The organism is Janthinobacterium sp. Ant5-2-1, assembly GCF_001445815.1.
Taxonomy (GTDB): domain Bacteria; phylum Pseudomonadota; class Gammaproteobacteria; order Burkholderiales; family Burkholderiaceae_D; genus Janthinobacterium; species Janthinobacterium lividum_E.
In genome coordinates this window covers 1-22,715 of sequence record NZ_LNCE01000084.1, presented here as the reverse complement: position 1 = coordinate 22,715, position 22,715 = coordinate 1, and the positions used below count along the sequence as shown (strand labels likewise).

23 protein-coding genes and 1 pseudogene are annotated in these 22,715 nt (G+C 62.5%); 9 read left to right on the top strand and 15 right to left on the bottom strand.

Annotated elements, in window-relative coordinates; genetic code table 11:
* Positions 1-71: 71 nt before the first annotated feature.
* Genes vioE through ASN89_RS23745 form a run of 5 tightly spaced genes read right to left on the bottom strand, consistent with a single transcriptional unit; the run spans position 72 to position 7,393 of the window.
* Complete coding sequence (vioE, locus tag ASN89_RS23765) at positions 72-653, bottom strand: violacein biosynthesis enzyme VioE (protein ID WP_034755615.1); 582 nt, start codon at positions 651-653, stop codon at positions 72-74.
* 9 nt (positions 654-662) lie between these two features.
* A complete protein-coding gene (locus tag ASN89_RS23760) occupies positions 663-1,781 on the bottom strand; it encodes a hypothetical protein (RefSeq protein ID WP_046682916.1) in 1,119 nt (372 codons plus the stop codon).
* Positions 1,781-3,070, bottom strand: coding sequence for an FAD-dependent oxidoreductase (locus tag ASN89_RS23755; protein ID WP_058050996.1), 1,290 nt, complete (start codon positions 3,068-3,070; stop codon positions 1,781-1,783). The genes ASN89_RS23760 and ASN89_RS23755 overlap by 1 nt, the downstream gene beginning before the upstream one ends.
* A 1-nt stretch (position 3,071) precedes the next feature.
* Positions 3,072-6,089, bottom strand: a complete 3,018-nt coding sequence (vioB, locus tag ASN89_RS23750) for an iminophenyl-pyruvate dimer synthase VioB (RefSeq protein ID WP_058050995.1) — start codon at positions 6,087-6,089, stop codon at positions 3,072-3,074.
* Complete coding sequence (locus tag ASN89_RS23745) at positions 6,086-7,393, bottom strand: FAD-dependent oxidoreductase (protein WP_058050994.1); 1,308 nt, start codon at positions 7,391-7,393, stop codon at positions 6,086-6,088. The genes vioB and ASN89_RS23745 overlap by 4 nt, the downstream gene beginning before the upstream one ends.
* Before the next feature lie 332 nt (positions 7,394-7,725).
* Between ASN89_RS23745 and ASN89_RS23740 the strand changes: the two genes are divergently transcribed.
* Positions 7,726-7,956, top strand: coding sequence for a hypothetical protein (locus tag ASN89_RS23740; RefSeq protein WP_046682912.1), 231 nt, complete (start codon positions 7,726-7,728; stop codon positions 7,954-7,956).
* Between the two features lie 314 nt (positions 7,957-8,270).
* The gene (locus ASN89_RS23735) at positions 8,271-10,502 is read left to right on the top strand and encodes an NADP-dependent isocitrate dehydrogenase (RefSeq protein WP_034756379.1); all 2,232 of its coding nucleotides are present in this window, start codon (positions 8,271-8,273) and stop codon (positions 10,500-10,502) included.
* Between the two features lie 107 nt (positions 10,503-10,609).
* Here the strand turns inward: ASN89_RS23735 and ASN89_RS23730 are convergent, their stop codons facing one another.
* The 4 genes from ASN89_RS23730 to ASN89_RS29725 form a co-directional block, all read right to left on the bottom strand.
* Complete coding sequence (locus ASN89_RS23730; protein WP_058050993.1) at positions 10,610-11,053, bottom strand: DUF411 domain-containing protein; 444 nt, start codon at positions 11,051-11,053, stop codon at positions 10,610-10,612.
* Between the two features lie 68 nt (positions 11,054-11,121).
* Positions 11,122-11,499, bottom strand: a complete 378-nt coding sequence (locus ASN89_RS23725; protein WP_058050992.1) for a hypothetical protein — start codon at positions 11,497-11,499, stop codon at positions 11,122-11,124.
* Between the two features lie 47 nt (positions 11,500-11,546).
* Complete coding sequence (locus ASN89_RS23720) at positions 11,547-12,890, bottom strand: diguanylate cyclase domain-containing protein (RefSeq protein ID WP_058050991.1); 1,344 nt, start codon at positions 12,888-12,890, stop codon at positions 11,547-11,549.
* Between the two features lie 246 nt (positions 12,891-13,136).
* Positions 13,137-13,262 (bottom strand): hypothetical protein, encoded by a 126-nt coding sequence (locus tag ASN89_RS29725; protein ID WP_260687175.1) that lies wholly within the window; start codon positions 13,260-13,262, stop codon positions 13,137-13,139.
* A 22-nt stretch (positions 13,263-13,284) separates the two neighbouring features.
* Here ASN89_RS29725 and ASN89_RS23715 point away from each other — a divergent pair, with 22 nt between their 5' ends.
* The gene (locus ASN89_RS23715) at positions 13,285-14,769 is read left to right on the top strand and encodes a hypothetical protein (RefSeq protein ID WP_138829111.1); all 1,485 of its coding nucleotides are present in this window, start codon (positions 13,285-13,287) and stop codon (positions 14,767-14,769) included.
* 78 nt (positions 14,770-14,847) lie between these two features.
* Here ASN89_RS23715 and ASN89_RS23710 read toward each other — a convergent pair whose 3' ends face one another.
* A complete protein-coding gene (locus ASN89_RS23710) occupies positions 14,848-16,212 on the bottom strand; it encodes an amino acid permease (RefSeq protein ID WP_058050989.1) in 1,365 nt (454 codons plus the stop codon).
* 138 nt (positions 16,213-16,350) lie between these two features.
* Positions 16,351-16,806, bottom strand: a complete 456-nt coding sequence (locus ASN89_RS23705; RefSeq protein ID WP_058050988.1) for an acyl-CoA thioesterase — start codon at positions 16,804-16,806, stop codon at positions 16,351-16,353.
* Between the two features lie 135 nt (positions 16,807-16,941).
* On the opposite strand from ASN89_RS23705, the gene ASN89_RS23700 reads away from it, so the two are divergent.
* Genes ASN89_RS23700 through ASN89_RS23690 form a run of 3 tightly spaced genes read left to right on the top strand, consistent with a single transcriptional unit; the run spans position 16,942 to position 19,104 of the window.
* A complete protein-coding gene (locus ASN89_RS23700; RefSeq protein WP_058050997.1) occupies positions 16,942-17,667 on the top strand; it encodes a GntR family transcriptional regulator in 726 nt (241 codons plus the stop codon).
* Positions 17,651-18,397, top strand: a complete 747-nt coding sequence (locus tag ASN89_RS23695) for an SDR family NAD(P)-dependent oxidoreductase (protein WP_058050987.1) — start codon at positions 17,651-17,653, stop codon at positions 18,395-18,397. Before ASN89_RS23700 ends, ASN89_RS23695 begins: the two co-directional genes overlap by 17 nt.
* A gap of 14 nt (positions 18,398-18,411) precedes the next feature.
* Positions 18,412-19,104, top strand: coding sequence for an aspartate/glutamate racemase family protein (locus tag ASN89_RS23690; protein ID WP_058050986.1), 693 nt, complete (start codon positions 18,412-18,414; stop codon positions 19,102-19,104).
* Here ASN89_RS23690 and ASN89_RS23685 read toward each other — a convergent pair.
* Positions 19,101-19,571, bottom strand: coding sequence for a heme-degrading domain-containing protein (locus ASN89_RS23685; protein ID WP_046682905.1), 471 nt, complete (start codon positions 19,569-19,571; stop codon positions 19,101-19,103). The two genes, ASN89_RS23690 and ASN89_RS23685, sit on opposite strands and share 4 nt — an antisense overlap.
* 94 nt (positions 19,572-19,665) lie before the next feature.
* On the opposite strand from ASN89_RS23685, the gene alkB reads away from it, so the two are divergent.
* Positions 19,666-20,328: a DNA oxidative demethylase AlkB gene (gene alkB / locus ASN89_RS23680; protein ID WP_058050985.1), complete on the top strand. Its 663-nt coding sequence runs from the start codon at positions 19,666-19,668 to the stop codon at positions 20,326-20,328.
* Here the strand turns inward: alkB and ASN89_RS23675 are convergent.
* Genes ASN89_RS23675 through ASN89_RS23665 form a run of 3 tightly spaced genes read right to left on the bottom strand, consistent with a single transcriptional unit; the run spans position 20,300 to position 21,374 of the window.
* Positions 20,300-20,731 (bottom strand): hypothetical protein, encoded by a 432-nt coding sequence (locus ASN89_RS23675; protein ID WP_058050984.1) that lies wholly within the window; start codon positions 20,729-20,731, stop codon positions 20,300-20,302. The genes alkB and ASN89_RS23675 overlap by 29 nt on opposite strands.
* A 34-nt stretch (positions 20,732-20,765) precedes the next feature.
* The gene (locus ASN89_RS23670) at positions 20,766-21,023 is read right to left on the bottom strand and encodes a hypothetical protein (protein WP_046682902.1); all 258 of its coding nucleotides are present in this window, start codon (positions 21,021-21,023) and stop codon (positions 20,766-20,768) included.
* Positions 21,024-21,038: 15 nt separating this feature from the next.
* A complete protein-coding gene (locus ASN89_RS23665; RefSeq protein ID WP_058050983.1) occupies positions 21,039-21,374 on the bottom strand; it encodes an ArsR/SmtB family transcription factor in 336 nt (111 codons plus the stop codon).
* 122 nt (positions 21,375-21,496) lie between these two features.
* On the opposite strand from ASN89_RS23665, the pseudogene folE2 reads away from it, so the two are divergent.
* A pseudogene (gene folE2 / locus ASN89_RS23660) lies at positions 21,497-22,415 on the top strand (GTP cyclohydrolase FolE2).
* 33 nt (positions 22,416-22,448) lie between these two features.
* Positions 22,449-22,607 carry a hypothetical protein gene (locus ASN89_RS29090; protein ID WP_161911797.1) on the top strand — a complete coding sequence of 53 codons (159 nt, stop codon included), beginning with the start codon at positions 22,449-22,451 and terminating at the stop codon, positions 22,605-22,607.
* Positions 22,608-22,715 lie beyond the last annotated feature (108 nt).

Here is a 22,715-nt window from a genome sequence, read left to right as displayed (position 1 = left end):
AGTACTAATAAAAACACTAGCTAGGCGTGGCGCGCTCCCGCCTCATGCGGCCGGAGCGCGCCACGTGCTGGTCAGGTGTTGCAAGACGTAAAGACGCTGTCCGGAATGTCGCCGACAGACAGGTTGGGAAAGTCGCGTACCGAACGGTGCTGCGGGTCATTGCCGGTAACCATGCGCAGCAGGCGATTGCCATCGGCCTCCAGGTAAAACACCGATGGCGGCTTGCCCGCTGGCTCGACTACCCAGGCATCCGCCTCCCGGCCCAGCACGCTGTGGCGGCCGTCGTGACGGGCGCCGCCGTCCAGCAGCACCGCCTGCGGCAGGAACAGCGCCTGAAACGGCGTCACCTCGTCGGCCAGCGCCGTTCCCTGCAGCTGCGCGCCAGTTGCCTGCGCCTGCCGTGCATAAGCCACTTTCTGCTTGCGGCTTTGTTCACGCCGGGCGTCGCCGATTTCCGACATCCACAGCAGGTGTCCATGTTCCTTTTCCGGCCAGGGGTTGAACAGGCCATCGATGCGGCAGATGTTGCGCGCATAGTCGAACCAGCAATAGCCGGACGTGATCTGGTCGTCCTCCTGCATCGGCGTCCAGTAGGAAACATAGGCGCTGCTCCATTGCATCGGCAGCAGCGGCGGGGAGACGTGTGTCGGCATGGTATCTCCCTAGCGGCCCAGCGCGTAGCCTAGGCTGGCCATCAGCGCTTCCTGCAGCGATGGCAAGTCCTTGCGGCGGGCGTCGAAGCTGTCGGTCAGCTCTGCATTGCTCAGGTCGATACGCTCGCCTACGGTTTCAAACCACAGGCGGCTGGCGTTGGCGTGGTCCTTGAACAATTGCATCAGAGGCACGGCGCGGGCATTGAAGCTGTCCAGGGCGGCGGCCGCGCCAGCTTCGGTATTGAGGATTTTGACCAGCAGCAGGGCCGCCACCACCGCCATGGTGGTGCCATGGCCGATGGAAAAATGCCCCGATTGCAGCGCATCGCCGAGCAGGACGAACTTGCCGTCGCAGGCCCGGTCGCGGCTGAGGGTCATGAAGTTGCGCCAGCCCTGGCCCGGTTGGCTCTGCAGCCCATGTTCGCCGAGCTCGGCTTTGAACGTCTTGGCGATATATGCGGCGGCGTCGCGCTCGGACAGCGCTTCCAGCCCGGCCCTGGCGTACGTTTCTTCGCTGCATTCGACGATAAAGGTGCTCATCGTGTCCGAGTATTTGTAGGCATGGCCGATGAAAATGCCTTGCTCATTGCTGCGGAACACCAGGTTCATCTGGTCGAACAGCTGGGTGGTGCCGTACCAGATGTATTTGTTGCGGCCGAAATCGATGTGCGGCACCAGCGCTGGCGGCAACTCCAGCGATTTGTAATTGACGCCATTCGCTACCACCACCAGGTCGTACTCCGCTTCCAGCTGCGCCCGGGGCGCCGGCGGCGTTTCGTAACTGATCGCGATGCCGGCCGCCACGCACTTGGCGCGCAGCGCTTGCACCAGGGCCTGGCGTCCCACGCCGCAAAGGGTCACGCCGGTGCTCATCAGGTTGGGCTGGTCGTGGTGCACGAGCTTGAATTCTTCCAGGAACTGCGGATTGAGCCGTTCCGGCTGCTCCAGGTAAGAGAGCGGATTGGCCGGATGGCGCGGCGGGCGTCCCGGCAGCACCACGCCCCAGCCCAGCACTTCTTCCGGGGTGTTTTTTTCCGTGATGCTGATATTCCAGCCGGGCTGGGCTTGTTTCATCTGACTGGCGAAGAGCAGTCCTGCGGGGCCTGCGCCGATAACGAGAATGTTCATTAATTTACCCTTCCAAGTTTGTACCAAACGTTTTGTTTCTTCTGGATTTGCTGCAATTCATCGTAAGGAACCGATGTGAAGTACAGTTTCTCCGCCATGTCTGGCGGATAAACACGGGGGAATTTCTTGTGCATGTAGCGCGTGTAGCGCGTCTGCAGGAAGAAAATCATATTCGGATTGCTCAGCGCTTCATAGTTGGCGATCGCCATGTCCTGCATGGCGTCCGCCTGCACCTTGCGCTGTTGCGTGAACTCGGACAGGGCAGGGCCCAGGGCATTGCCGTGCTTTTCCAGCAGGGAAACGAAGACGTGGACGTCTTCCAGCGCCATGTTCATGCCTTGTCCGAGGAATGGGGCGGTGGCATGCGCCGCATCGCCGATCAGCAGGATATTGGCCTTGTAGTGGAAGGTGCTGGAACGGACATTGATGAGGTCGTTGCTAGGCAGCGCCATGAACTGGTCGAGCATTTCCTTGCGGCGGTCCGGCTGCAGGTTGCCGAAGTAGCGGCTGAAGAAGTCGGCCATGGCTTCGCGGTTGAGCGTGCCCAGGCTGGGCGTGCCCGTGTAGGGCAGGCACAGGGCGAAGCTGATGCTGCCGTCAGGAATGGTGGCCGCGCGGCCGGCAAACAGGCCCTTGGAATCCATGCCAAAGAAATACAGCAAATCCTTCCGGAAACCCAGATCCGCCGCGTTCGGCAAGACCAGCGTCTTGTAGCCGTGGCGGAAGTAACTCTGTTTGAACTCGAAACGGCGCACGCCGCTTTGCATGGCGCGCCGCACGGCCGAGTGGGCGCCGTCGGCGCCGATGACCAGGTCGCCATGCAGCTGCTGCAAGGCGCCGTCCGGGCCCTGGATCAGCACGATCTTTCTTTCCAGGTCGACATCCAGGCATTTATGCTCAAAGTAATACTTCACTTCGTGCAGGGCGGCATGCCGGTTCAGCAGGCGCTGGAAGGCGGTGCGGTCCAGCGACAGGGGAAACAGGCCTTCGAGCGGGGTCAGCTCGCGTATGCGGTGCCGGCCGCCCACGCAAAATGCCATGCCGACGATGGGTTCGCCGCACTGGTCGAGCTCCTGCTTGCCGATGCCCGCTGCCAGGACGGCCTTGATGCCGCGTACCGTCATGCTCACGCCGATGGCGCGCGAGTTGACCGGGTCGGCGTTTGCAGCATTCTCCAGCAGCGGATCGCCGCGTTTTTCGATAACGTGGACATCGTGTCCCCGTTGCGCCAGATAAATGGCGCTGAGGCTACCTGCCAGGCCTCCGCCGACGATAATGATTTTATGCATTTCAAGCCTCTCTTGACATCTTTCCCCGAGATAAATCGGTAAGTTGCTGATTAAAAAACTCCAACATCTCTATCGGCGCCATGCCGATGACATCGCTCTCAAGGCCGCGCGCGTACTGCGCCAGCGCCTGGCATTTCTGCGCCAGCATGTTGCAGCCCAGGCTGTAGTCGCTGCTGATCAAGCTGGTGACGGGCTCTGGCACGGGCGGTCCTGCATGGCGGCCGGGCATGCCGGACGGCATGTTCATCAGGGCGGCCGACAGGGGGCGCAACAGGCCGGTCATGATGTCGATCGAGGCATTCATCAGGCGCGAGCGGCGCAGGCTGCCCAGCGGCCGCTGCGCGAAATGGTGCGCCATCATCAGGAAGGTCAGTTCGTAGCAGCCTTGATACAGCTGCATCAGCGCGCGCGCCTTCCGGTCGGTCACCACGGTGCAGTCCGCACGCGCTTCCAGCACGGGATTCTTCAGCGCCGGCAGCGCCGGCTCGAACGGTTTGCCGCAGGCTGAAAACTTGCCGGCCACGGCGCGCAGGCGCTGGAAGTGCGACGAGGCGAAATGCGGCGAATCGACGGCCACGCCTTCCCCCTGTTCGGTGACGAAGTCGATGGCGAACAGCGCGCTGTCGCGGTCGGACACTTCCAGCTGGTAGCCGGGATAGGCACGGTTGGTCAGTTCTTTCAGGAACAAATGGTGTTCGCCGCCGCGCTTGCCGCCGCCGCTCTCGAACAGGCCGGGCAAGTCGGCAACGGCCTGGCGGATCGCGATATAGAAGGTGGCGATGGATTTGCCCGGCGTGGGAATGTAGTCGGGCCATTCGAAACGCACGAAACGGGCCAGCACGTGTTCGGAAAATGGCTCGAACGCAAATTCCGTGTCCAGGCCGAAACGCTTGCGCGCCAACTGGCCCAGCAGCGGGGTACCGCTATAAAACGGTTCGTCAAGCGCCATCAGGACATTGTTGACCAATAAATAGTGAATCATTTCTTCATGGGCGATCTCCAGCAGCGCGCCGCGCGTGCCGCTGTTGCGGCGCCGGTCTTCGGCGCCGCAGGCCAGCTCCAGCTCGGCCGGCAGCCAGCGGCCAGCCTGCACCAGCGCCGCCCCCTGCGCATAGTTGGGAATCGAATACGCGGCATACAGGTACTGCAGCATCAGCGACAGTTCCAGGTCGATGGCCTTTTTCAGTTCCTCGATCAGCTCGGCCTTGCTGCCGATGACAGGCAGTACCCCCGTTTCCGGCACCGCCGCCTTGGCCTTTGCCTCGACCTGCGTCAGGTATTTCAGGAACAGGCGCGACTTTGGCAGCGACAGTTCGCGGGTGCTGGGCATGTAGTAGCTCTTGTCGCGGTTCTGCGGATCGCACATCTGCCACATCAGGCGAGAATAGGTTTCGCACTTGCACTGGTCCGCCAGGCTGAAGACCTTGTCCGACATGAATGGATACACGAGCTCGTAGTAGCTCATCACATGCAGGTAGAGGAAGGCGTAGTCGACCTGTTCGGCCGGTACGTCGTCGAGGTCCCAGTCGTCGGGCAGCACGCGCACGCCGAGGTATTGCTTATCCTTGCCTGCCCCCAGCACGATCCTGGTCGCGCCCGGCTGGCGCCCCGTCAGGGTCAGCGCCGTGTAGCCATGTCCGAGCGGCGATGGCTGCTGCTCCACGGCCAGCAGCGCCCCGTCCTCGGCCTGCGCCGGCAGGGACGCAGGCGCCGCCAGCTCGCCGCGGAAGCGGCTTTGCACGGTGATCGTCTGCGGAAATTGCTCATGCTTGTTGCGGTTCGGCGCTTCCAGATACAGCTGGTTGCCGTCCGATTGCAGTACCCAGTCCGCTTCGTCCCACTGCGCCTGCGCGCTGCCCAGGTTGAGCGAACCCGTGGCCGCGCCAGCGTGCTGCAGCGGCACGTCGAAGACGCCGTGATGGCGCCAGTAGTCGCGGTACAGCTGCTCGGGTATCCGCGCCAGCAAGGTGCCGGCGCCGTCCTGCAGCAGCAGGTCGCCGAGCGCCTGCTTGTCGCCCAGGGCATGCGTGGGATGCTGTTCCGAGACGGCGCGCGGGGCGCGCGTGGTGAAGGGAATGGCCGTCGGCATGTTGAAAGTGACGCGGTCCGCATGCATTTTCACCAGCACCGGCCCCAGGCTGCCCTGGCGCGGCTGCAGCAGGCGGCCGGCCGGATAGGTTGCCAGCTCGTCGCGCCGCCACAGGCCGATGCTGCCGGCCAGGTCGTAGAACACGGGTGAATCGGGTTTTAGCGGCGTCGACATATTGAACAGCGCATATTGCACCGTCAGGCCCAGCACCGCGTCGTCGTCCAGGGCTTGCCGCAAGGCCTGCATGCTGGCCGGCAGCGGCAGATCCCCATTGAACAGGAAATGCGGATCTTGCTTGGCCACCGAAAACTGGAACAGCCTGGAGCGGGCGAATTCCTCGTCCAGGAAATGCCCGCTGCGTTCCGTGACATGGCCGCTGCCGAGCCAGCGTACCGAGTGCGCCTGCGCGATATCGGCTGTGAACAAGGTGGGCGTGTTGGGCGTGGCCAGCTTGTCGCTCAAGGTGAACTGACCGGCGTAGATCAGCGTGGTGTCCGGCTGCGATGGATTGTTGTCGATCCACCTGGCGCGGTTGAACGTCGTGCGGAGGTACTCGTTGTAGTGTCCCCACAGAGCCAGCTTGGCGCCCACGAGCGCATCCTGCGTATCGACCTCGCCAGTGCCAAGTTGGACGCCCGTGATCCGCGCGTTTTCCCACGAGAAATGGTTGTTGCCGCAAAAATTGTAGCCTGCCGCCTGGCTGAAGATGCCGTCCGGATCGGGCTTGCCCTCTGCATTGAAGCGGGGGGCAAGCTGTTTCAGGTGCGCATGGAATTCGGACGGTGGCCGGCTCAGGTCGACGGCCTCGCCCGCCATCGATACCGCATTCGTGGCGATATCGATGTTGCCGTGCGTATTGCGATTCCCCGTCGGCACATTGGCGCGGGCAAATCCCCGAAAATGCAGGCGGGGGAAGTCAAGTAGGCTCATGCGCGCTCGGTCGAGGAAGTGATGAAGGTATCATTGGCGGCAGCGACCTCGTCCAGTTGATCTAGCCGTTGCAGCAACAGGCCGCTGGCGTGCTGGGCGCTGATCAGGCTGCCTTCCATCCAGCCGCAATGCGCGGTATAGGCATCCGAGCAGGAAATGATGCCGTCCCGGTGCAGCAGGACGGCCGGGTGTTCGGCTTCCGGTTCCACGCAAAACTCGACGCCATGCGGCCAGAACTTGTGGAAGTGCGCCTTGATCCGCGGCAGCGGCTGGCCATCGAGCGGCAGGACTTCTTCCAGGTGGCTGCGGACACGCTCCAGGTACACGTCTTCACCGAGTTCCAGGCTGTCGCGCCAGTAGCTGGCGCTTTTGCTGTCGGTGTAGAACAGCACATATTTGTCGCTCTTGAAGTAGATCTTGCGCAGGGGATTTGCCGCCATCAGCACCTTGTCGGTCAGCCCAAGCGCATCCCACCAGGCCGTGTCGAACGTGAAGAAACCCTTGAACAGAGGCAACGAGTCGTACTGGAACGGGCTCCATGCGGCCGGGAAATCCAGGTTCAGGCGCGGCATGGCGGACGGCGGGATGGCCATCACCAGATGACGTGTGCGGTGCATCTGCGTGTCGCCATGGTGGCTGAAGGCGAGCACATGGTCGGCGCCCGATTTTTCAACGGACAGCAAGCGATGTTCGAGCTGGAATTCCACGCCGGCGACCTGGGCCTGGTGCTGCAACTGGCACAGCAGCGCGTGGTAGCCATCGGTGGCATAGTGCCACTGGTTGGTGGCGTTTTCCGTGAAGTGCTGCGTTTCCGGGTGTTTCTTGATGATGTCGTAGGCCATGGCCGCCGACACCATCGGCAGCAGCAAGGCGTCATAGCCGGTCGCCTTGATGATGTTGCTGGCCTTGGCGGCGCCCAGGTAATGGCTGACGAAATCGAGGAAGGAGAGGTTAGGATGCTCTGTCAGCCTCGGGCTCAGCTCATCCAGCGTCGCCTTCAGCTCGTCCAGCACGCTATCGTGGGAGATGACCTCGGTGAACGGGTAGACCGCATGCGGCAGACCGCTGCCCTGCATCAGTTGCTGGAAATGCGGATGCAACTGCGGCGAATAGCGGGCGGCGCCCAGTTCGGCGATTTCCTCGCCATCTATCTTCCGCGACTGGATGCGGCCGCCCACGGTGGCATTCAGGTCGAATACCCGGATGCGCAGTTTCCTGTCGGCGGCGGCGCCGATCAGGCGGTTGGCGCAAGTCAAGCCGCCTATGCCGGCGCCAACGATGCAAATGTCAGAATACGTGCTCATACGAAATTCCTTTTTAACGTTCATTAATCAAAAGGCTGCAAAATCGCCAGCAAAAGTTGCCCCTGCACGTGTACGCAAGGGACAGGGACGCTGCGTGTTACGGCACTTGGCGAGCGTTATCAGCTGGGGAATGAAGAGCCTGGCGAAAACTGGCGTTGTGTCTGGAATGGTTGAGTCTTGGCAGCAGAGTTTCTGTTTCAAATCAAAGATGGCACCGACATTAGCCCAGGCATCGGGATGTCAATTTGATAAATATCAATGTAGTTGCCGTCTGCCAAGCGTGCGCTGATATCGTGGAAATGTTGCTACGCTCCTCGCAAATGGGAGGCGCCATGTCCGACTTCATCGAACTGTTGCAATGGCCCGCCATGGCCGCTTCGCTGCTGGCAGCCTGGCTGGTGGGGTCGCGCGCGGCCGCGCGGCGCTTTGCCGGCTTCTGGGTTTTCCTGTTCAGCAATGTGCTGTGGGTCTGCTGGGGCTGGCATGACGGGGCCTGGGCCCTGATCGTCCTGAATGTCTGCCTGGCGTTGACGAACGTGCGAGGGATCGTCAAAAACGAGTGAGCGGGACAGGATTTGCTCGAATATATTTCTATTTACATATTTGTTTCCATTGGTGCATACATGGCTTGTCGGCCCGCTTGCACCGATTTCCCGTCTGAAACCGTCATATTTCCCCGTCTGCCTCAGATATTTGCTGTCTTATATAAGATTCGACGCCATCGGATACACAAACAGCGGCAGGACAGTCTAAAATACGTGGTGGGCAAGCACGGCGTCACCGCCGGCACACTAGCCGTCCAAAGCAAGGCTAACCGTCCTGTGTTTGGAATGAAGAAAGTTAACCACCAGGCATCACCGCATACAAGGGAATGAACATGGCAACACAAAAATCCAAAATCATCTACACGCTGACTGACGAGGCGCCGCTGCTCGCGACGTATTCCCTGCTGCCAATTATCAAAAAATTCACTGCGCCGGCTGGCGTGGACGTGGTGTCCAGCGATATTTCGGTGGCGGCACGTGTACTGGCTGAATTTCCAGAATTCCTGACGGACGCGCAAAAAGTCCCGAACACCCTGGCTGAACTGGGCAAATTGACCCAGAATCCGGACACCAACATCATCAAACTGCCAAACATCAGCGCTTCCCAAGGTCAGCTGATCGCTTGCGTGCGCGAACTGCAAGGCCGTGGCTACAAGCTGCCGGACTATCCGGAAGACGCGAAGACGGAAGAAGAAAAAGCCTTGAAGGCCCGCTACGGCAAGTGCATCGGCAGCTCCGTCAACCCGGTCCTGCGTGAAGGCAATTCCGACCGCCGCGCTCCGAAGGCCGTCAAAGAGTATGCGCGCAAGCACCCGCACTCGATGGGCGAGTGGAGCCAGTCGTCGCAAACCCACGTGTCGCACATGCACCATGGCGACTTCTACCATGGCGAAAAATCGCTGACCCTGGAAAAGGCGCGCGACGTCAAGATGGAACTGGTCACGGCCTCGGGCAAGACCATCGTGCTGAAACCGAAGGTTTCCCTGCAAGCGGGCGAAATCATCGACAGCATGTTCATGAGCAAGAAAGCGCTGCTGGAGTTCTACGAGAAGGAAATCGACGACGCGTTCAAGACGGGCGTGATGTTCTCGCTGCACGTCAAGGCCACCATGATGAAGGTGTCGCACCCGATCGTTTTCGGCCACTGCGTGCGCATCTTCTACAAGGACGCGTTCGCCAAGCACGCCGAGCTGTTCGACAAACTGGGCGTGAATGTCAACAATGGCATGAGCAACCTGTACGACAAGATCGACACCCTGCCAGCGTCGCAAAAGGATGAAATCCTCAAGGACCTGCACGCCTGCCACGCGCACCGTCCGGAACTGGCCATGGTCGATTCGGCCAAGGGCATCACCAACTTCCATTCGCCGAACGACATCATCGTCGACGCGTCGATGCCAGCCATGATCCGTATCGGCGGCAAGATGTGGGGCGCCGATGGCCGTCCGAAAGACGTCAAGGCAGTCATGCCGGAATCGACTTTCGCGCGCATCTACCAGGAAATGATCGGCTTCTGCAAATGGCATGGCAACTTCGATCCGAAGACCATGGGCACCGTGCCGAACGTGGGCCTGATGGCGCAGCAAGCGGAAGAATACGGTTCGCACGACAAGACGTTTGAAGTGCCCGAAGGCGGCATCGCCAACATCACCGACCTGGAAACGGGCGAAGTGCTGCTGACGCAAACGGTGGAGGAGGGCGATATCTGGCGCATGTGCCAGGTCAAGGACGCGCCGATCCGCGACTGGGTCAAGCTGGCCGTCACGCGCGCGCGCAACTCGGGCATGCCTGCCGTGTTCTGGCTCGATTCCTACCGTCCGCACGAGAACGAAGTCATCAAGAAGGTACAGGTTTACCTGAAGGATCACGACACCAAGGGCCTGGACATCCAGATCATGTCGCAGACGCGCGCCATGCGCTACACCTTGGAACGCGCCTTCCGCGGCCTGGACACCATCTCGGTGACCGGCAACATCCTGCGCGATTACCTGACCGATTTGTTCCCGATCCTGGAACTGGGCACGTCCGCCAAGATGCTGTCGATCGTGCCTTTGATGGCCGGTGGCGGCATGTACGAAACGGGCGCCGGCGGTTCGGCTCCTAAGCACGTCAAGCAGCTGGTGGAAGAAAACCATCTGCGCTGGGATTCGCTGGGCGAGTTCCTGGCCCTGGCCGTGTCGCTGGAAGACATGGGCATCAAGACGGGCAATGCGAAGGCCAAAATCCTCGCGAAAACCCTCGATGAAGCCACCGGCAAGCTGCTGGACAACAACAAATCGCCATCGCCACGCACCGGCGAACTGGACAACCGCGGCAGCCACTTCTACCTGGCCATGTACTGGGCGCAAGCTCTGGCAGCGCAGAAGGACGACGCGGAACTGGCAGCGCATTTTGCGCCAGTGGCCAAAGCCCTGGCCGACAACGAAGAAAAGATCGTTGCCGAGCTGAAAGCAGTACAAGGCAAGGAAACGGATATCGGCGGCTACTACCTGCCAGATCCGGCGAAGACGGAAGCGGTCATGCGTCCTAGCGCCAGCCTGAATGCCGTGCTGGACAGCATCTGATGCAGTACTGACAGGCGGTAGGTTCTTTACTGCTGCCTGATAAAAAAACGCCGCCGGAAGCGATTCCGGCGGCGTTTTTCATTTCTCTTCAGTGTTTTCCTCAGTGTTTATTTGTAGTGCTTGTAGACCTCGGTGCTGCCATTGCTCTTGACCAGCAAGACGTCATACGCATCCTTGCGCGGTCCTTCCATGCCTGGCGAGCCCATCGGCATTGCCGGCACGGCCAGGCCTTTCGCCTTGGGTTTCTCGCGCAGCAGCTGCTTGATCTCGCTGGCCGGCACATGGCCTTCGATGGCGTAGCCGTTGACGAGGCCCGTGTGGCAGGAGCCGAGCGCGTCGGGAATGCCGGCCAGCTTGCGGTATTGCGCCGGCATCTCGACATTTTTCGCGTGCACCGTAAAGCCGTTCGTTTCCAGGTGCTTGATCCATGCGGAACAGCAGCCGCACGAGGCGCTCTTGTAGACTTCAATGACGGGCAGGGCTGCCATGGCGAACGTGGGCAGGCCCAGCATGGCGGCGAAGGCGCCGCGCACTAATAAATGGTTGATCATGTGTTGCTTTCAGACGAAGTAGGTCTATCGTGGCCACCTGGGTGGCTTGCTTGGAACGTGCTTGAAATTTATGCGGAAAGCGGCCGCGGCGGCCGGCGCGGGCCGTCAGGGATGAATCCCGTCAGCAAGGTGGCCGTTGCGGTGGTGACTTGTTGCGCGCCGTTGACGACGACGGCGGGAAGGGCGAGGCTGGGCGGCATCAGCGCGCCGAGGCAAAAGCTGGAGCAGGCGCCGCACGCGGGGTGCTTGGCAGGGGACTTGCTGTTTTCCGGCGAACTGGCGCTGTGCGGGACGGTGGATGACTGCGCATCGTGATGCTGGCAGGCCGCCATCATTTCGGCTGCAGCTGGTGCTGCGCACGTCCGCATGGCGCCCGCAGCGGCCGCTTGCAGCGGCACCGCCGTGATCAACAGCAGGATCAGCCATGTTTTGAAGAGTCTCAGCATCGCGGGAAAGTATAGCATGGGGCACTACCGTCAGGAGCAGGCGCCCCCTAGCGCGAGGCGGCGGCCAGCAGCTTCGATGCGTACATGGCCCGGTCCGCATGGCGCAGCAGCAGTTGCATGGTATCGCCGTCTTCCGGATAGTGGGCCACACCGATGCTGACGGCGATTTGCAATTGCTGTCCGTTGCCCAGGTGCAGCGGCGCGGCCAGGGCCGCGTGGATCTTTTGCTCGATCAGGTTGACGTCCACCGGTGTGACATTGCTTTCCAGAAGCACGACAAATTCATCGCCGCCCATCCTGGCCAGGGTATCGGTTTCGCGCATGCAATCGCGCAGGCGGTTTGCCACCGTTTGCAGCAGCAGGTCGCCACAGGCATGGCCGTGCTCGTCGTTGACGCGCTTGAAGTTGTTCAAGTCCAGGAACAGCAGCGACAGCCTGCCTTCCTGGCGGTGCGCGCGGGCGAAGGCCGTGTGCAGGCGGTCGTGGAACAGGCGGCGGTTCGGCAGACGGGTCAACTCGTCGTGCATGGCCATGAACTGCATTTGCGTCTGCAACTGCCGGCGCTCGATGGCGGTGGCAAGTTGCTTGGCGACAAATTGCAGCAAATCCTGGTCTTGCTCCGTGCCGATGACGGCGTCCTGGCCGCCTTGCAAGGCCAGCACGCCGATGCTGCCCAGGGAGGAATACAGCGGCACGGCAAGCCAGCACGAGGACAGGGCATCGGCTGCCATTTGCAGCGCAGGCGGCAGGCCGGCCAGTTGTCCCGTCTGCAGCAGCAGGGGACGGCCGCTGCGCAGAACTTCGTCGCACAGCAGGCTGGCCAGCGAAGACGTTGGCTGCGGCGCGCTGTCGCCGGCTTGGCAGGTCATCAAAGGCTGGGCGCCGTGTTCGTCATGCAGCAGCAAGGTCAGACTGTGTGCGGGCAAGTGTTCGCCGATGATGTGCTGGATGCGGTGCAGCAAGGCGGGCAAGTCTTGTGTCGCCTGCATGGCTTCGGAAATGGCGTACAGCGCGGCCTGCTTTGCCTGCGCCTGTTTCAGCGGGGTAATGTCGCGCGCCACCGCCACGCGCAGTTGGTCGGCGGCAGACCAGCGGGCTGTCCACATGATGTGCGCCAGGCTGCCATCCTTGCGCAGGTAGCGGTTTTCAAAATGCGTCTGCGCATGACCATCCATGATGGCGCGCGCGGCGGCCAGGGTGCGGGCGCGGTCGGCGGGAGCGACGAGATCGATCATGAGCTTGCCGATCATTTCCTGCTGCGTGTAACCGAAGATGCGCTCGCACGCGGTGCTGACGAACACGAAGCGCCCGTCCACGTCGACCATGCACACGGCGTCGAGCAACAAGTCGGTAAAGCTGGCCAGCGGCGCGCGCAGAATCTTGTGTTCCATACGGTACATTTTGAGACATTCCCGGCAGTGAATCAACTTGTTGCGGGGAGGCTGGGCCATCTGTATGAAAATGTTTCATTTCCCCGACACTCATGCTTTGCTGTTTCTTGCCGTTAATGCAGTATTGCCATGCAGTACTTGCCACCACGCCAGATAACGTGACGCAAGGCTTGCCTGGCGTCAGGTAATTGCAAAAAAACTAACCATATCGAACTTTTATGATGCATCTTCTCGCCACTTGCAAGGTTACAGCGCCATGACCTCCATTTCTCCACTTTCAAGCTGGAATAGCGCCCCGTCGCGGGCCTCGGCCACTCCGCCTAACCGAGCGGAGTCGGCGTCATCATCGCCCGCATCCACGTCGTCTTCCATCGTTGCTCTCAGCCCGGAGAGCGTGAACGGAAGTATCCCGGCAGCGTTAGTGAAACCGCCGATGGTGTGGGAAAGCGCGACGCGCGACAAGGTCAGCGAAGCGATGACGAAGAGTTTTTCTGCGTATGCGTTTGGCGGCCGCTTCAGCGGTCTGGGCGCGGCCATGCTGGGACAGGCCAAGCTCGGTAACTACAATTTCTCGCAGGCGATGCGTCAGCCGCCACCCAGCACCACGCCGAATATCTATGGCGCATCCGGCATCGCTCCCGGCAGCCTGCATGGCAATGGCGAAGACAGGGTGTCCCTGAGCATCACGACCAAGAGCGGCGTGGAAGTCAAGCTGTCACTCGACAGTCAGGGCGACGGTCTGGCCGTGAACATGACGACCAGCGGCGACCTCAGCGACGCAGAGGCCAGCGCGCTGGGCGATCTGGCGAAGGGTTTCCAGGAAGCCATTGACGGCATGGGACAAAGTACACCGAAAATCAAGCTAGAAGGCTTGATGCAGTTCGACCAGCAAGTGCTCGAGTCGGTGAAGCTGCATGCGGAAGTCAAGGTACGCGGCGAGCCGGAAAGTATTCAAACCCTGGATTTCCAGGCCGATGGCGCGCAGCGCAAGGTCAGCTTCAGCGGCGAGGCCGGCAGCCTGGACCTGAAGGTCGATGCCAGTCAGCTCAACACCCTGGGCAGCAAGGAGCGGCAAGCCAAGGCGCTGGGCAGCTATATGCAGCAGTTCGACCAGGCGGCGTCGCGCGGCCATGGCGACGCGGGCCTGGTGGCCATGCTCAAGGATAGCTTCACGGCCTTGCACAGCAATACCGCCGCGCCGCAGGTGGTCGCAGAGAGTCCCGAGACGGGCAAGTGGCGCCTGGCGGCCGAGGACAAGTCCATCCTGACGGGGCTGGCCGATTTCAGCGCCTCCGTGTCTCAAGCCGTGAAATTCAGCAATCCCATGCGCAGTGCGGAAAAGGATGGCTTCAATTATGACGTGTCGCAAAAGACGCTGCAGGCCGGCGCCAGCCAGGATGAGCGTTCGGTCAGGCAGCAGCAGCAATCGAAGCTGAGCGCCAGTTTCCATGAGACGCTCGTCCCCGGCGTGCCGCTGCGCTTGCTGGACAATACGGAATCGCAGAACTATACCTACCACCAGATCGAAGATACGGCCAGCAGCGACGCGCAGGTGGCCTACAAGGATGGCAAGATGGTCAAGGCGAGCTTGCGGCAGGAGGGCAACCAGTCCGAGCATGTCATGAAGTATTTCCTGGGCAAGCTGGAATCGGACAAGACCACGCCAGGTAACTATTCCGTGCTGCGTGACCTGCTGCCTGTGCTGGGTCCGTACAAGACGGGCGAACTGGGCATGACTCCCGAGAAAAAGGCGGAGCAGCGCCAGCAGGCGATGCTGACTTTGAGCGACGAGGTACTGCTGCAATCGTATGCGGGCCAGAGCATCGGCTTGTGGCGAGCCGATGTGCAACCGGATGCAGGCGAGGCCGCCGCCGCTTAAAAACGGCAGCGCTTGATGCAAAAAGCCCGTCTGCGAAGACGGGCTTTTTGTTTGCTGATTGCAGAATACAGCGCAAGCCTATGCCTTGGCCTTGTTTTGCTTGATCCAGTAGCCGATGCCCAGCGCGGCGAGCCACACGGGGATCAGGTAGACGGAGATGCGCAGGCCCGGCGTCAAATACATGATCACCAGGATGCCGGCCAGGAAGACCAGGCACAGGTAGTTGGTGAACGGGTAGCCCAGGCTCTGGAACAGGGTCGTCTTGCCCTCGGCCTTCTTCTGCGCGCGGAAGCGCAAATGGATCCAGCTGATCATGGCCCAGTTGATGATCAGGGCCGAAACAACGAGGCCCATCAGCACTTCGAACGCTTCGCCCGGCATGAAGTAATTGACCACCACGCAGGCGCCTGTGGCCAGGGCCGACACGCCCAGCGCCGCCAGCGGCACGCCGCGGCGGTTCAGGCGCAGCAGCGCGCGCGGCGCATTGCCTTGCTTGGCCAGGCCGAACAGCATGCGCGTGTTGCAGTACACGCCGCTGTTGTACACGGACAGGGCGGCCGTCAGCACCACCACGTTCAGGGCCGTGGCCACCAGGTTGCTGTCGAGCGCATGGAAGATCAGCACGAACGGGCTGCCGCCAGTGACGACGTTTTGCCACGGGTACAGCGACAGCAAAATGCCCAGCGCGCCGATATAGAAAATCAGGATGCGGTAGATGGCCTGGTTGGTGGCGCGCGGGATCGTCGTGCTCGGGTCATCCGCCTCGGCCGCCGTGATGCCGACCAGTTCCAGGCCGCCGAACGAGAACATGATGACGGCCATGGCCATCACCAGGCCTTGCCAGCCATTCGGGAAGAAGCCGCCATGCTGCCACAGGTTGGCCACCGACGCTTGCGGACCCGCGTCGCCGGAGGCCAGCAGGTACGCGCCGAAGACGATCATGCCGATGATGGCGACCACCTTGATGATGGCGAACCAGAATTCCATCTCGCCAAACGCCTTCACATTGAGCAGGCTAATGGCGTTGATGGCGCAAAAGAAGACCAGGGCCGAAACCCAGGTGGGCACGCCCGGCCACCAGTACTGCACGTAGATGCCGACGGCCGTCAGTTCGGCCATGCTGACGAGCACATACAGCACCCAGTAATTCCAGCCCGACAAAAAGCCGGGCAGGTGGCCGCAGTATTTGTCGGCGAAATAGCTGAAGGAGCCGGCGACGGGTTCGTCGACCACCATCTCGCCCAGCTGGCGCATGATCAAAAAGGCGATGACGCCGGCGATGCCGTAGCCCAGCAGCACGGAAGGTCCTGCCATCTTGATGGTTTGCGCGATGCCCAGAAACAGGCCGGTGCCGATGGCGCCGCCCAGGGCGATGAGCTGGATGTGGCGGCTTTTCAGGCCGCGTTTGAGCTCTTGTGGTTCGGTAATCCCGACTGCCGTCATATCTTTTATCCTGTTTTTACGGGGCTGAGGTCGCTGATTCTAAAGCATGGAAGGGCAAAGCAGGAGCGAAATGCATGTTGCACTGCGGGGGCGCAAGAAAAGCCCCGCATCTTCGCCGAACGGCGCGCAAACGGCGGTCTAGGCCTCTGTGTCCTGCGCACCGGTCGCGACGATGGCCGGTTCGTACACGGCCAAAAACTCGGGTGGCAAGCGGCGCGCGCGGCCGCTGCTCAGTTCGATGCAGATCAAGTCCCAGCGTCCGCGCACGACGGTGGCGCCGTCGCTGTCGCGGACCAGCTGAAAGCGCCGTTCCATGCTGGAGCGGCCATCGCTGGCGCACAGCCAGGTGGCCAGGGTCAGCGCTTCGCCAGCCCGCGTCGGCAGCAGGTAATCGTATTCGCCGCGGCGTATCGCCATGGCCCGGTCCAGGCGCCGGTAATCGTCGAGGTCCAGCCCCAGCATGGCCGAGTGGTGCCAGGCGATATGCTCGCACCAGCGCACGTAGACGGCGTTGTTGGTGTGCTGCAAGCCGTCGATGTCGCCCGGTTCCGGCGTGACGGGCAGGGTGTGGGCGTGCGGATAATCCCAGTTCAAGTGCGCTCCTTTCGATACGGTGGCGGCTGATTGTACGTGCTTGCGCTGCGTCCTGTCTGCGGCGCATGCATGGAAAAACACCGTTTTACTCATTGATGTATGATGCATCATAATTTTTCGAATCAGAAAACCACTATGAACCATCCCCTGGACAGTCTGGTGCACGTTAATCTGGGCAAGTCCGTGTATGCGACGCTGCGCGATGCGCTGGCGGCCGGACGCTTCCAGCCGAACGACCGGCTGCGCATCCGCGAACTCGCGCTGCAGCTGGGCACGAGCGTGACGCCCGTGCGCGACGCCATGCTGCAGCTGGTGCAGGAAGAGGCGCTGGTGTTGCGCTCGCCGCGCGACTTCCGCGTGCCCGTGCTGAGCGTGGCGCGCTACCTGGAAATCCGCGCGCTGCGCCTGGAACTGGAAGGCTTGGGCGCGTTTGAAGCGGCGCAGCGCATCGACGACGCCACCCTGGCCGACCTCGAGCGCCTGCTGCAGGCGAACGAAGAAGCCATCGCGCGCCACGACTTGGCGGCGGCCCTGCAATGCAATCAGGCGTTTCACCTGGGCCTGGCGCAGGCGGCCGGCATGCCGACATTGAAACGCTTCGTCGACCATTTATGGATGCAGACGGCGCCCTTGATCGCCGCCGGCTACGCGAGCTTTTCGCCCGACATGCGGGTGGGCCACCACCACGCCATCATCAGCGCGCTGCGCCAGCGCGACGGCGCGGCCGCGCGGCGCGCGATCGAACAGGACATTCTCGACGGCGGGACGCAGATGCTCGCGTATGTGATGCGGCAGGAGCGCATGCACGCCGGGGCAACACAGAAAGAAAAGGACGAGGAAGAACATGAAGCACACGACTGAACAGAAAACCGCCATCGTCACGGGCGCCAGCCGCGGCATCGGCCACGCCGTCGCGGAACGCTTCCGCAGCCTGGGCTGGCGGGTCATCACCGTCTCGCGCAGCCCGATTCCCGGCGGCTGTCCGCGCAGCCAGGAGCACAACACGCATGTGTGCATGGATTTGTCGGACCTGAGCCAGATCGGTCAGATGGTCGACACCCTGCGCCCCATGCTGGGCGACTCTAAACTGCACGCGCTGGTGAACAATGCGGGCGTGTCGCCGAAGGGGCCGGGCGGCTCGCGCGTCAATTCGCTGACCACCGACATGCAGACGTGGCAGGAAATGTACAACACGAATTTCTTCGCGCCGCTGGCGCTCACGCGCGGCTTTGCGCAGGAATTGTCGAACGCGCATGGCTCCGTCGTGAACCTGTGCTCGATCGCCGGCTACCGCGTGCACCCGTTTGCCGGTTCCGCCTACGCCAGTTCGAAGGCGGCGCTGGCGTCGCTGACGCGCGAAATGGCGAATGACATGGCGCCGCTGAACGTGCGCGTCAACGCCATCGCACCGGGCGAGATCGACACGGCCATCCTGTCGCCAGGCACCTCGCACATCGTCGACACGCAAATCCCCTTGCGCCGCCTGGGCACGACGGCCGAAGTAGCGGATCTGGTGGAGTTCCTGTGCAGCGAGCGCGCCTCGTACATCACGGGTGCGGAAATTCCCATCGACGGCGGCCAGCGCATTTAATGAGGAGGAAGAGCATGAGCAAACATATCGGCATCGTCGGCTGTTCCGCCGAAGGGGCGGCCCTGTGCTACCGCACGATTTGCGAAGAGGGCGCGCATGCGCTGGGGGCGTGTGAGCACCCGGAAGTGACGCTGCACACGCCGCCGCTGGCGCGCTACGTTGAGTGCCTGAACGGGGGCGACCTGGCCGGCGTGGCCGAGCTGATGCTGGCGTCGGCGCGCAAGCTGCACGCGGCTGGCGCCGAATTCCTGATCTGCCCCGACAACACCATCCACCAGGCATTCGAGCTGATGGCGCCCCGTTCGCCGTTGCCATGGTTGCATATCGCCGACGTGGTGGCCACCGAAGCGGCCGCGCGCGGTTTCAAGAAGGTGGGCTTGACGGGCACGCGCTGGCTGGTCGACAGCGCCGTGTATCCGGGCAAGCTGGCCGCGCGCGGCATCGCTTGCGTGCGGCCCGGCGAGGACGAACGCAGCGAGATCAACCGCATCATCATGGAAGAACTGGTGCCGGGCGTGGTCAAGGAGGACAGCGTGGCGCGTTTTCAAGCCATCATCGGCGGCTTGCGCGAGCAGGGCTGCGACGCCGTCATCCTCGGCTGCACGGAAATCCCGCTGATCATCAGCGACGCCAATTCGCCGCTGCCGACTCTGGACTCCACGCGGCTGCTGGCGCGCGCCGCCTTGCGCCAGGCGCTGGAAACCTAGCGTTCCAGCTGCGCCTGCAGTGCGGCCACGACCAACGCGTGGTCGTCGGCTTGCGCCAGGCCGGAAACGGTCACCGTTCCCACCAGTCCCACGCCGCGTATCAGCAGGGGGAAAGCGCCGCCGTGGCCCGCGTACTCGATGTCATCGAGGTATTTCACGTCTTCGAAGGTGCTGCCCCGGCTTTTATATGAAATGCCCATGTAGTAGGAGCTGCGGCAAAAGCGCTGCACCGTATTGTTCTTGCGGCGTATCCAGTCCGCCTGGTCCGCCGTGGCGCCCGTCATGGCGTGGTGGAACAGCACTTGACCGTTGCGCGTGATATTGACGGTGACGGCCTTGCCCCGCTTGCGCACTTCTTCGACGATCCACAGGCCCACGGCCAGCGCGGCGTCGTTGTCGAAGCGTTCGAATTGCAGGGATTCTTCCTGCTGGGCCAGGGTTTGCAGCAAATCGGCGTAATGATCCATCGTAAAGGAGGGTGGTCGTGGCTGGAAGCGCTACTGTAGCGCACCATGGGGCAGCCGCGCGCGCTTTTTCCATGGCGCGGCTAAAATAGGCGGCATGAACCTGTCCCTGTTCGCCGACGAAGAGCAAGTCCCGGCCGGCCCCGTGCCGCTGGTGCCGGGCTCGTCCGCGTCCGTCCTGCTGCGCGGTTTTGCGCTGCCTTACCTGGACGAAGTATTGCCGGCGCTGGACGCCATCGTGCTGGCGGCGCCCCTGCGCCACATGGCCACGCCGGGCGGCTTGCGCATGTCGGTTGCCATGAGCAACTGCGGCCCCCTGGGCTGGGTCACGGATGGACGCGGCTACCGCTACGCGCGGCGCGATCCGGGCAGCGGTTTGCCTTGGCCTCCCATGCCGCTCGTGTTCCTGCGCCTGGCGCAGGAGGCGGCGCTGGCGGCCGGCTATCCTGGTTTCGCTCCCGACGCCTGCCTCGTCAACCGCTATGCGCCCGGTGCGCGCATGGCCCTGCACCAGGACCGCGATGAATGCGATTTCAACGCGCCCATCGTTTCCGTCTCGCTGGGATTACCCGCTATTTTCCTGTTCGGCGGCCCCGAGCGGGCCGACAAGGCGGCGCGCATCGGCCTGCTGCATGGCGACGTGGTGGTATGGGGCGGCGCCGACCGCCTCCGCTTCCACGGCGTGGCGCCGCTGAAGGAAGGCGAGCACGCGCTGCTGGGGCCGCAGCGCATCAATTTGACGTTTCGCAAGGCTGCCTGAGCTGGCGCCATGGCGTACCTGGCTTGCGTACGTACTGGGCATGTACGTAGCGCCACGGAATGGCCAGGTAGACGAGCACGACGAACGAAATCTCGAACACGTATTGCGCGGTGGCGGGATCCAGGCCGCCGTGCAGCCATTGCGGCAGCGCCACGAGCAGCAGCCACAGGGTCTTCCACAGCGCTTCCCACAGCAGCACGGGCAGCATCTGCAGCGGATAGCGCAAGCCCAGCAAACACAGCAATGAAAACGCGGCCAGCATGCAGTTCACGGTGCCGCGCATCAGTTCCCACGGCGCGTGCGGGGTGACGATGCCGGGCCACAGCACGCTGCCGAGGCCCACGACGACCAGCAGATACATGGCGCGCAGCGCATACAGACGGGCGGTCGATACGGTATTCATGGTGCGGTCTCCTGCTCACGTTAGGGGAAAGGGTTTATTCGACTTCCTTGAGGATGGTTTCCAGGCTGCCCAGGCGCGCCTGGATTTGCGCCACGGACGCGCTCAATGCGGCCAGCGACGCTGCCGTTTCCACCTGCGCGGCGGCCATCGATTTGGCCAGCTCCTGGTAGGCGCCGTCCTGCGCCAGCCTGGCGCGCGCCTGCACGATGCCGGACGTGTATTTGAGGGCGAAGATGATGACGGCGGCCGTGCAGGGGAAGAAGAAGGCGGCAAAAAAGATATTTTCAGACATGATGACCTCTACAGTTCAGGATTGATCCGGGTTGGGGGTGAGCGAGGACGCCGCCGCGGCGATGCTGGCCGGCGTCAGCCGCAATTCAAATGGGCTGGCCTCGAAGTAATTGAGGGCCTTGCCGTCGTGCGACAGCTCCAGCTGGCTGGTGACGAGTCCCGCGTGTTCCAGTTTTTGCAGGTGCAAATGCAGCAGGGGCCGGCTGATGCCCAGGTCGCGCGCCAGCTGGCTGATGTAATTGCGCCCGCCGCTGGCCAGCGCCGCGATGATGCGCAGCCGGTGCGGGTTGTCGAGCGCCGCCAGCATGAGCAGCAAGCGCTCGCCGGTCGGTGGCGTGTTTAGGTCTGTCATGTGTCAACATTATCTGACATGTGTTAGCGAGTCAAGAAAAATCATGCTCACGTTTTAATACAAGATACTTGCAAATATGGCGGCTTTTCCTCATGATATGCAACTTGTTTGCATATGGAGTCATGACCATGCAGCGCGATTCGATTTCCTCTCCCTTGCCCGACGTGGCGGCCGGCCCTCATCTGGGCAGTCCCTTGCCGCTCGAGTGGGTCGGCATGCAGGGCATCGCCTTGCCCTTGTGGCTGGAAGAGGGGCGGGCAGGCGCAGCAAGTGCATGCCTGGGCCGATGTGCACGTCGATTTGCCTGATCCCACAGTCAAGGGGATCCACATGTCGCGTTTGTATCTGCTGCTCGATGCGTTTGCGGCCGCGCAGCCGCTCGAGGCGGGCGCGCTGGCCGCCGTGCTGCGGCGCATGGTGGACTGCCACGCCGATTGCGGCAGCACGCAGGCGCGCCTGGCGCTGGCGTTTCCCGTGCTGCGGCGCCAGCCAGCGCTGCTGACGGCGGGCTTGTCGGGCTGGAAATCGTATCCCGTGCGCCTGCAAGCCAGTGTTTCTCCGCACGGCTTTGGCCTGTCCCTGACGGTGGAGATCGGCTACTCGTCGACCTGCCCCTGTTCGGCGGCGCTGGCGCGGCAACTGCTGGCCGACGCCTTTGCGGCGAGGTTCGGCGCGGGCGGCATCGACGGTGCGGCCGTGCGCGCATGGATGCAGGAACACGGGAGCCTGGCCACGCCGCACAGCCAGCGCAGCACGGCGACGGTCACCGTGCCATTGATGGAACAGGCGGAGCTGGATCTATTTCCCCTCATCGACCTGGTGGAAGCGGCGCTGGCAACGCCGCTGCAGACGGCCGTGAAACGGGCCGACGAGCAGGCGTTCGCGCGCTTGAATGGTGCTAACCTCATGTATGTGGAAGACGCGGCCCGCCGCGTGCAGGCGGCGCTGCAGCCGCGTTATGCGCAAGCGCGTGTTACCGTACGGCACATGGAAAGCCTGCATCCGCACGATGCCGTGGCGCAGGCGGGCAAGCTTGCCTGAGCTTTTCACCCAATCACCATGGAGATAGACAGCATGCCGGAGAAAAACGAGCGGGAAGTGGACGACGACAGCCTGGAAGAAGAACTGGAACGCGAACGGCGCGAACATGCACTGATCGACGAGGAAAAGCTGGGCATGGATGAGCTGGAAGAGGAGAGGCTGAAGCGGGAACGCCAGCCGGGTGGCCACTAGCGTCAAGGTGCGAGGGGCAGGGCGATGCATCCGCGCTGGCATCGCGCCGCGCCGCCCGGTACAATTTCGCCTACTCCCCCAACCCCTACTCCCCCAACCCCGGAGGCC

Bases quoted from the DNA above. Each gene is read 5' to 3' on its own strand.
- vioE (WP_034755615.1), bottom strand. From the start codon at position 653: ATGCCGACACACGTCTCCCCGCCGCTGCTGCCGATGCAATGGAGCAGC.
- ASN89_RS23760 (WP_046682916.1), bottom strand. From the start codon at position 1,781: ATGAACATTCTCGTTATCGGCGCAGGCCCCGCAGGACTGCTCTTCGCC.
- ASN89_RS23755 (WP_058050996.1), bottom strand. From the start codon at position 3,070: ATGCATAAAATCATTATCGTCGGCGGAGGCCTGGCAGGTAGCCTCAGC.
- vioB (WP_058050995.1), bottom strand. From the start codon at position 6,089: ATGAGCCTACTTGACTTCCCCCGCCTGCATTTTCGGGGATTTGCCCGC.
- ASN89_RS23745 (WP_058050994.1), bottom strand. From the start codon at position 7,393: ATGAGCACGTATTCTGACATTTGCATCGTTGGCGCCGGCATAGGCGGC.
- ASN89_RS23740 (WP_046682912.1), top strand. From the start codon at position 7,726: ATGTCCGACTTCATCGAACTGTTGCAATGGCCCGCCATGGCCGCTTCG.
- ASN89_RS23735 (WP_034756379.1), top strand. From the start codon at position 8,271: ATGGCAACACAAAAATCCAAAATCATCTACACGCTGACTGACGAGGCG.
- ASN89_RS23730 (WP_058050993.1), bottom strand. From the start codon at position 11,053: ATGATCAACCATTTATTAGTGCGCGGCGCCTTCGCCGCCATGCTGGGC.
- ASN89_RS23725 (WP_058050992.1), bottom strand. From the start codon at position 11,499: ATGCTGAGACTCTTCAAAACATGGCTGATCCTGCTGTTGATCACGGCG.
- ASN89_RS23720 (WP_058050991.1), bottom strand. From the start codon at position 12,890: ATGGAACACAAGATTCTGCGCGCGCCGCTGGCCAGCTTTACCGACTTG.
- ASN89_RS29725 (WP_260687175.1), bottom strand. From the start codon at position 13,262: ATGGAAGACGACGTGGATGCGGGCGATGATGACGCCGACTCCGCTCGG.
- ASN89_RS23710 (WP_058050989.1), bottom strand. From the start codon at position 16,212: ATGACGGCAGTCGGGATTACCGAACCACAAGAGCTCAAACGCGGCCTG.
- ASN89_RS23700 (WP_058050997.1), top strand. From the start codon at position 16,942: ATGAACCATCCCCTGGACAGTCTGGTGCACGTTAATCTGGGCAAGTCC.
- ASN89_RS23695 (WP_058050987.1), top strand. From the start codon at position 17,651: ATGAAGCACACGACTGAACAGAAAACCGCCATCGTCACGGGCGCCAGC.
- ASN89_RS23690 (WP_058050986.1), top strand. From the start codon at position 18,412: ATGAGCAAACATATCGGCATCGTCGGCTGTTCCGCCGAAGGGGCGGCC.
- ASN89_RS23685 (WP_046682905.1), bottom strand. From the start codon at position 19,571: ATGGATCATTACGCCGATTTGCTGCAAACCCTGGCCCAGCAGGAAGAA.
- alkB (WP_058050985.1), top strand. From the start codon at position 19,666: ATGAACCTGTCCCTGTTCGCCGACGAAGAGCAAGTCCCGGCCGGCCCC.
- ASN89_RS23675 (WP_058050984.1), bottom strand. From the start codon at position 20,731: ATGAATACCGTATCGACCGCCCGTCTGTATGCGCTGCGCGCCATGTAT.
- ASN89_RS23670 (WP_046682902.1), bottom strand. From the start codon at position 21,023: ATGTCTGAAAATATCTTTTTTGCCGCCTTCTTCTTCCCCTGCACGGCC.
- ASN89_RS23665 (WP_058050983.1), bottom strand. From the start codon at position 21,374: ATGACAGACCTAAACACGCCACCGACCGGCGAGCGCTTGCTGCTCATG.
- ASN89_RS29090 (WP_161911797.1), top strand. From the start codon at position 22,449: ATGCCGGAGAAAAACGAGCGGGAAGTGGACGACGACAGCCTGGAAGAA.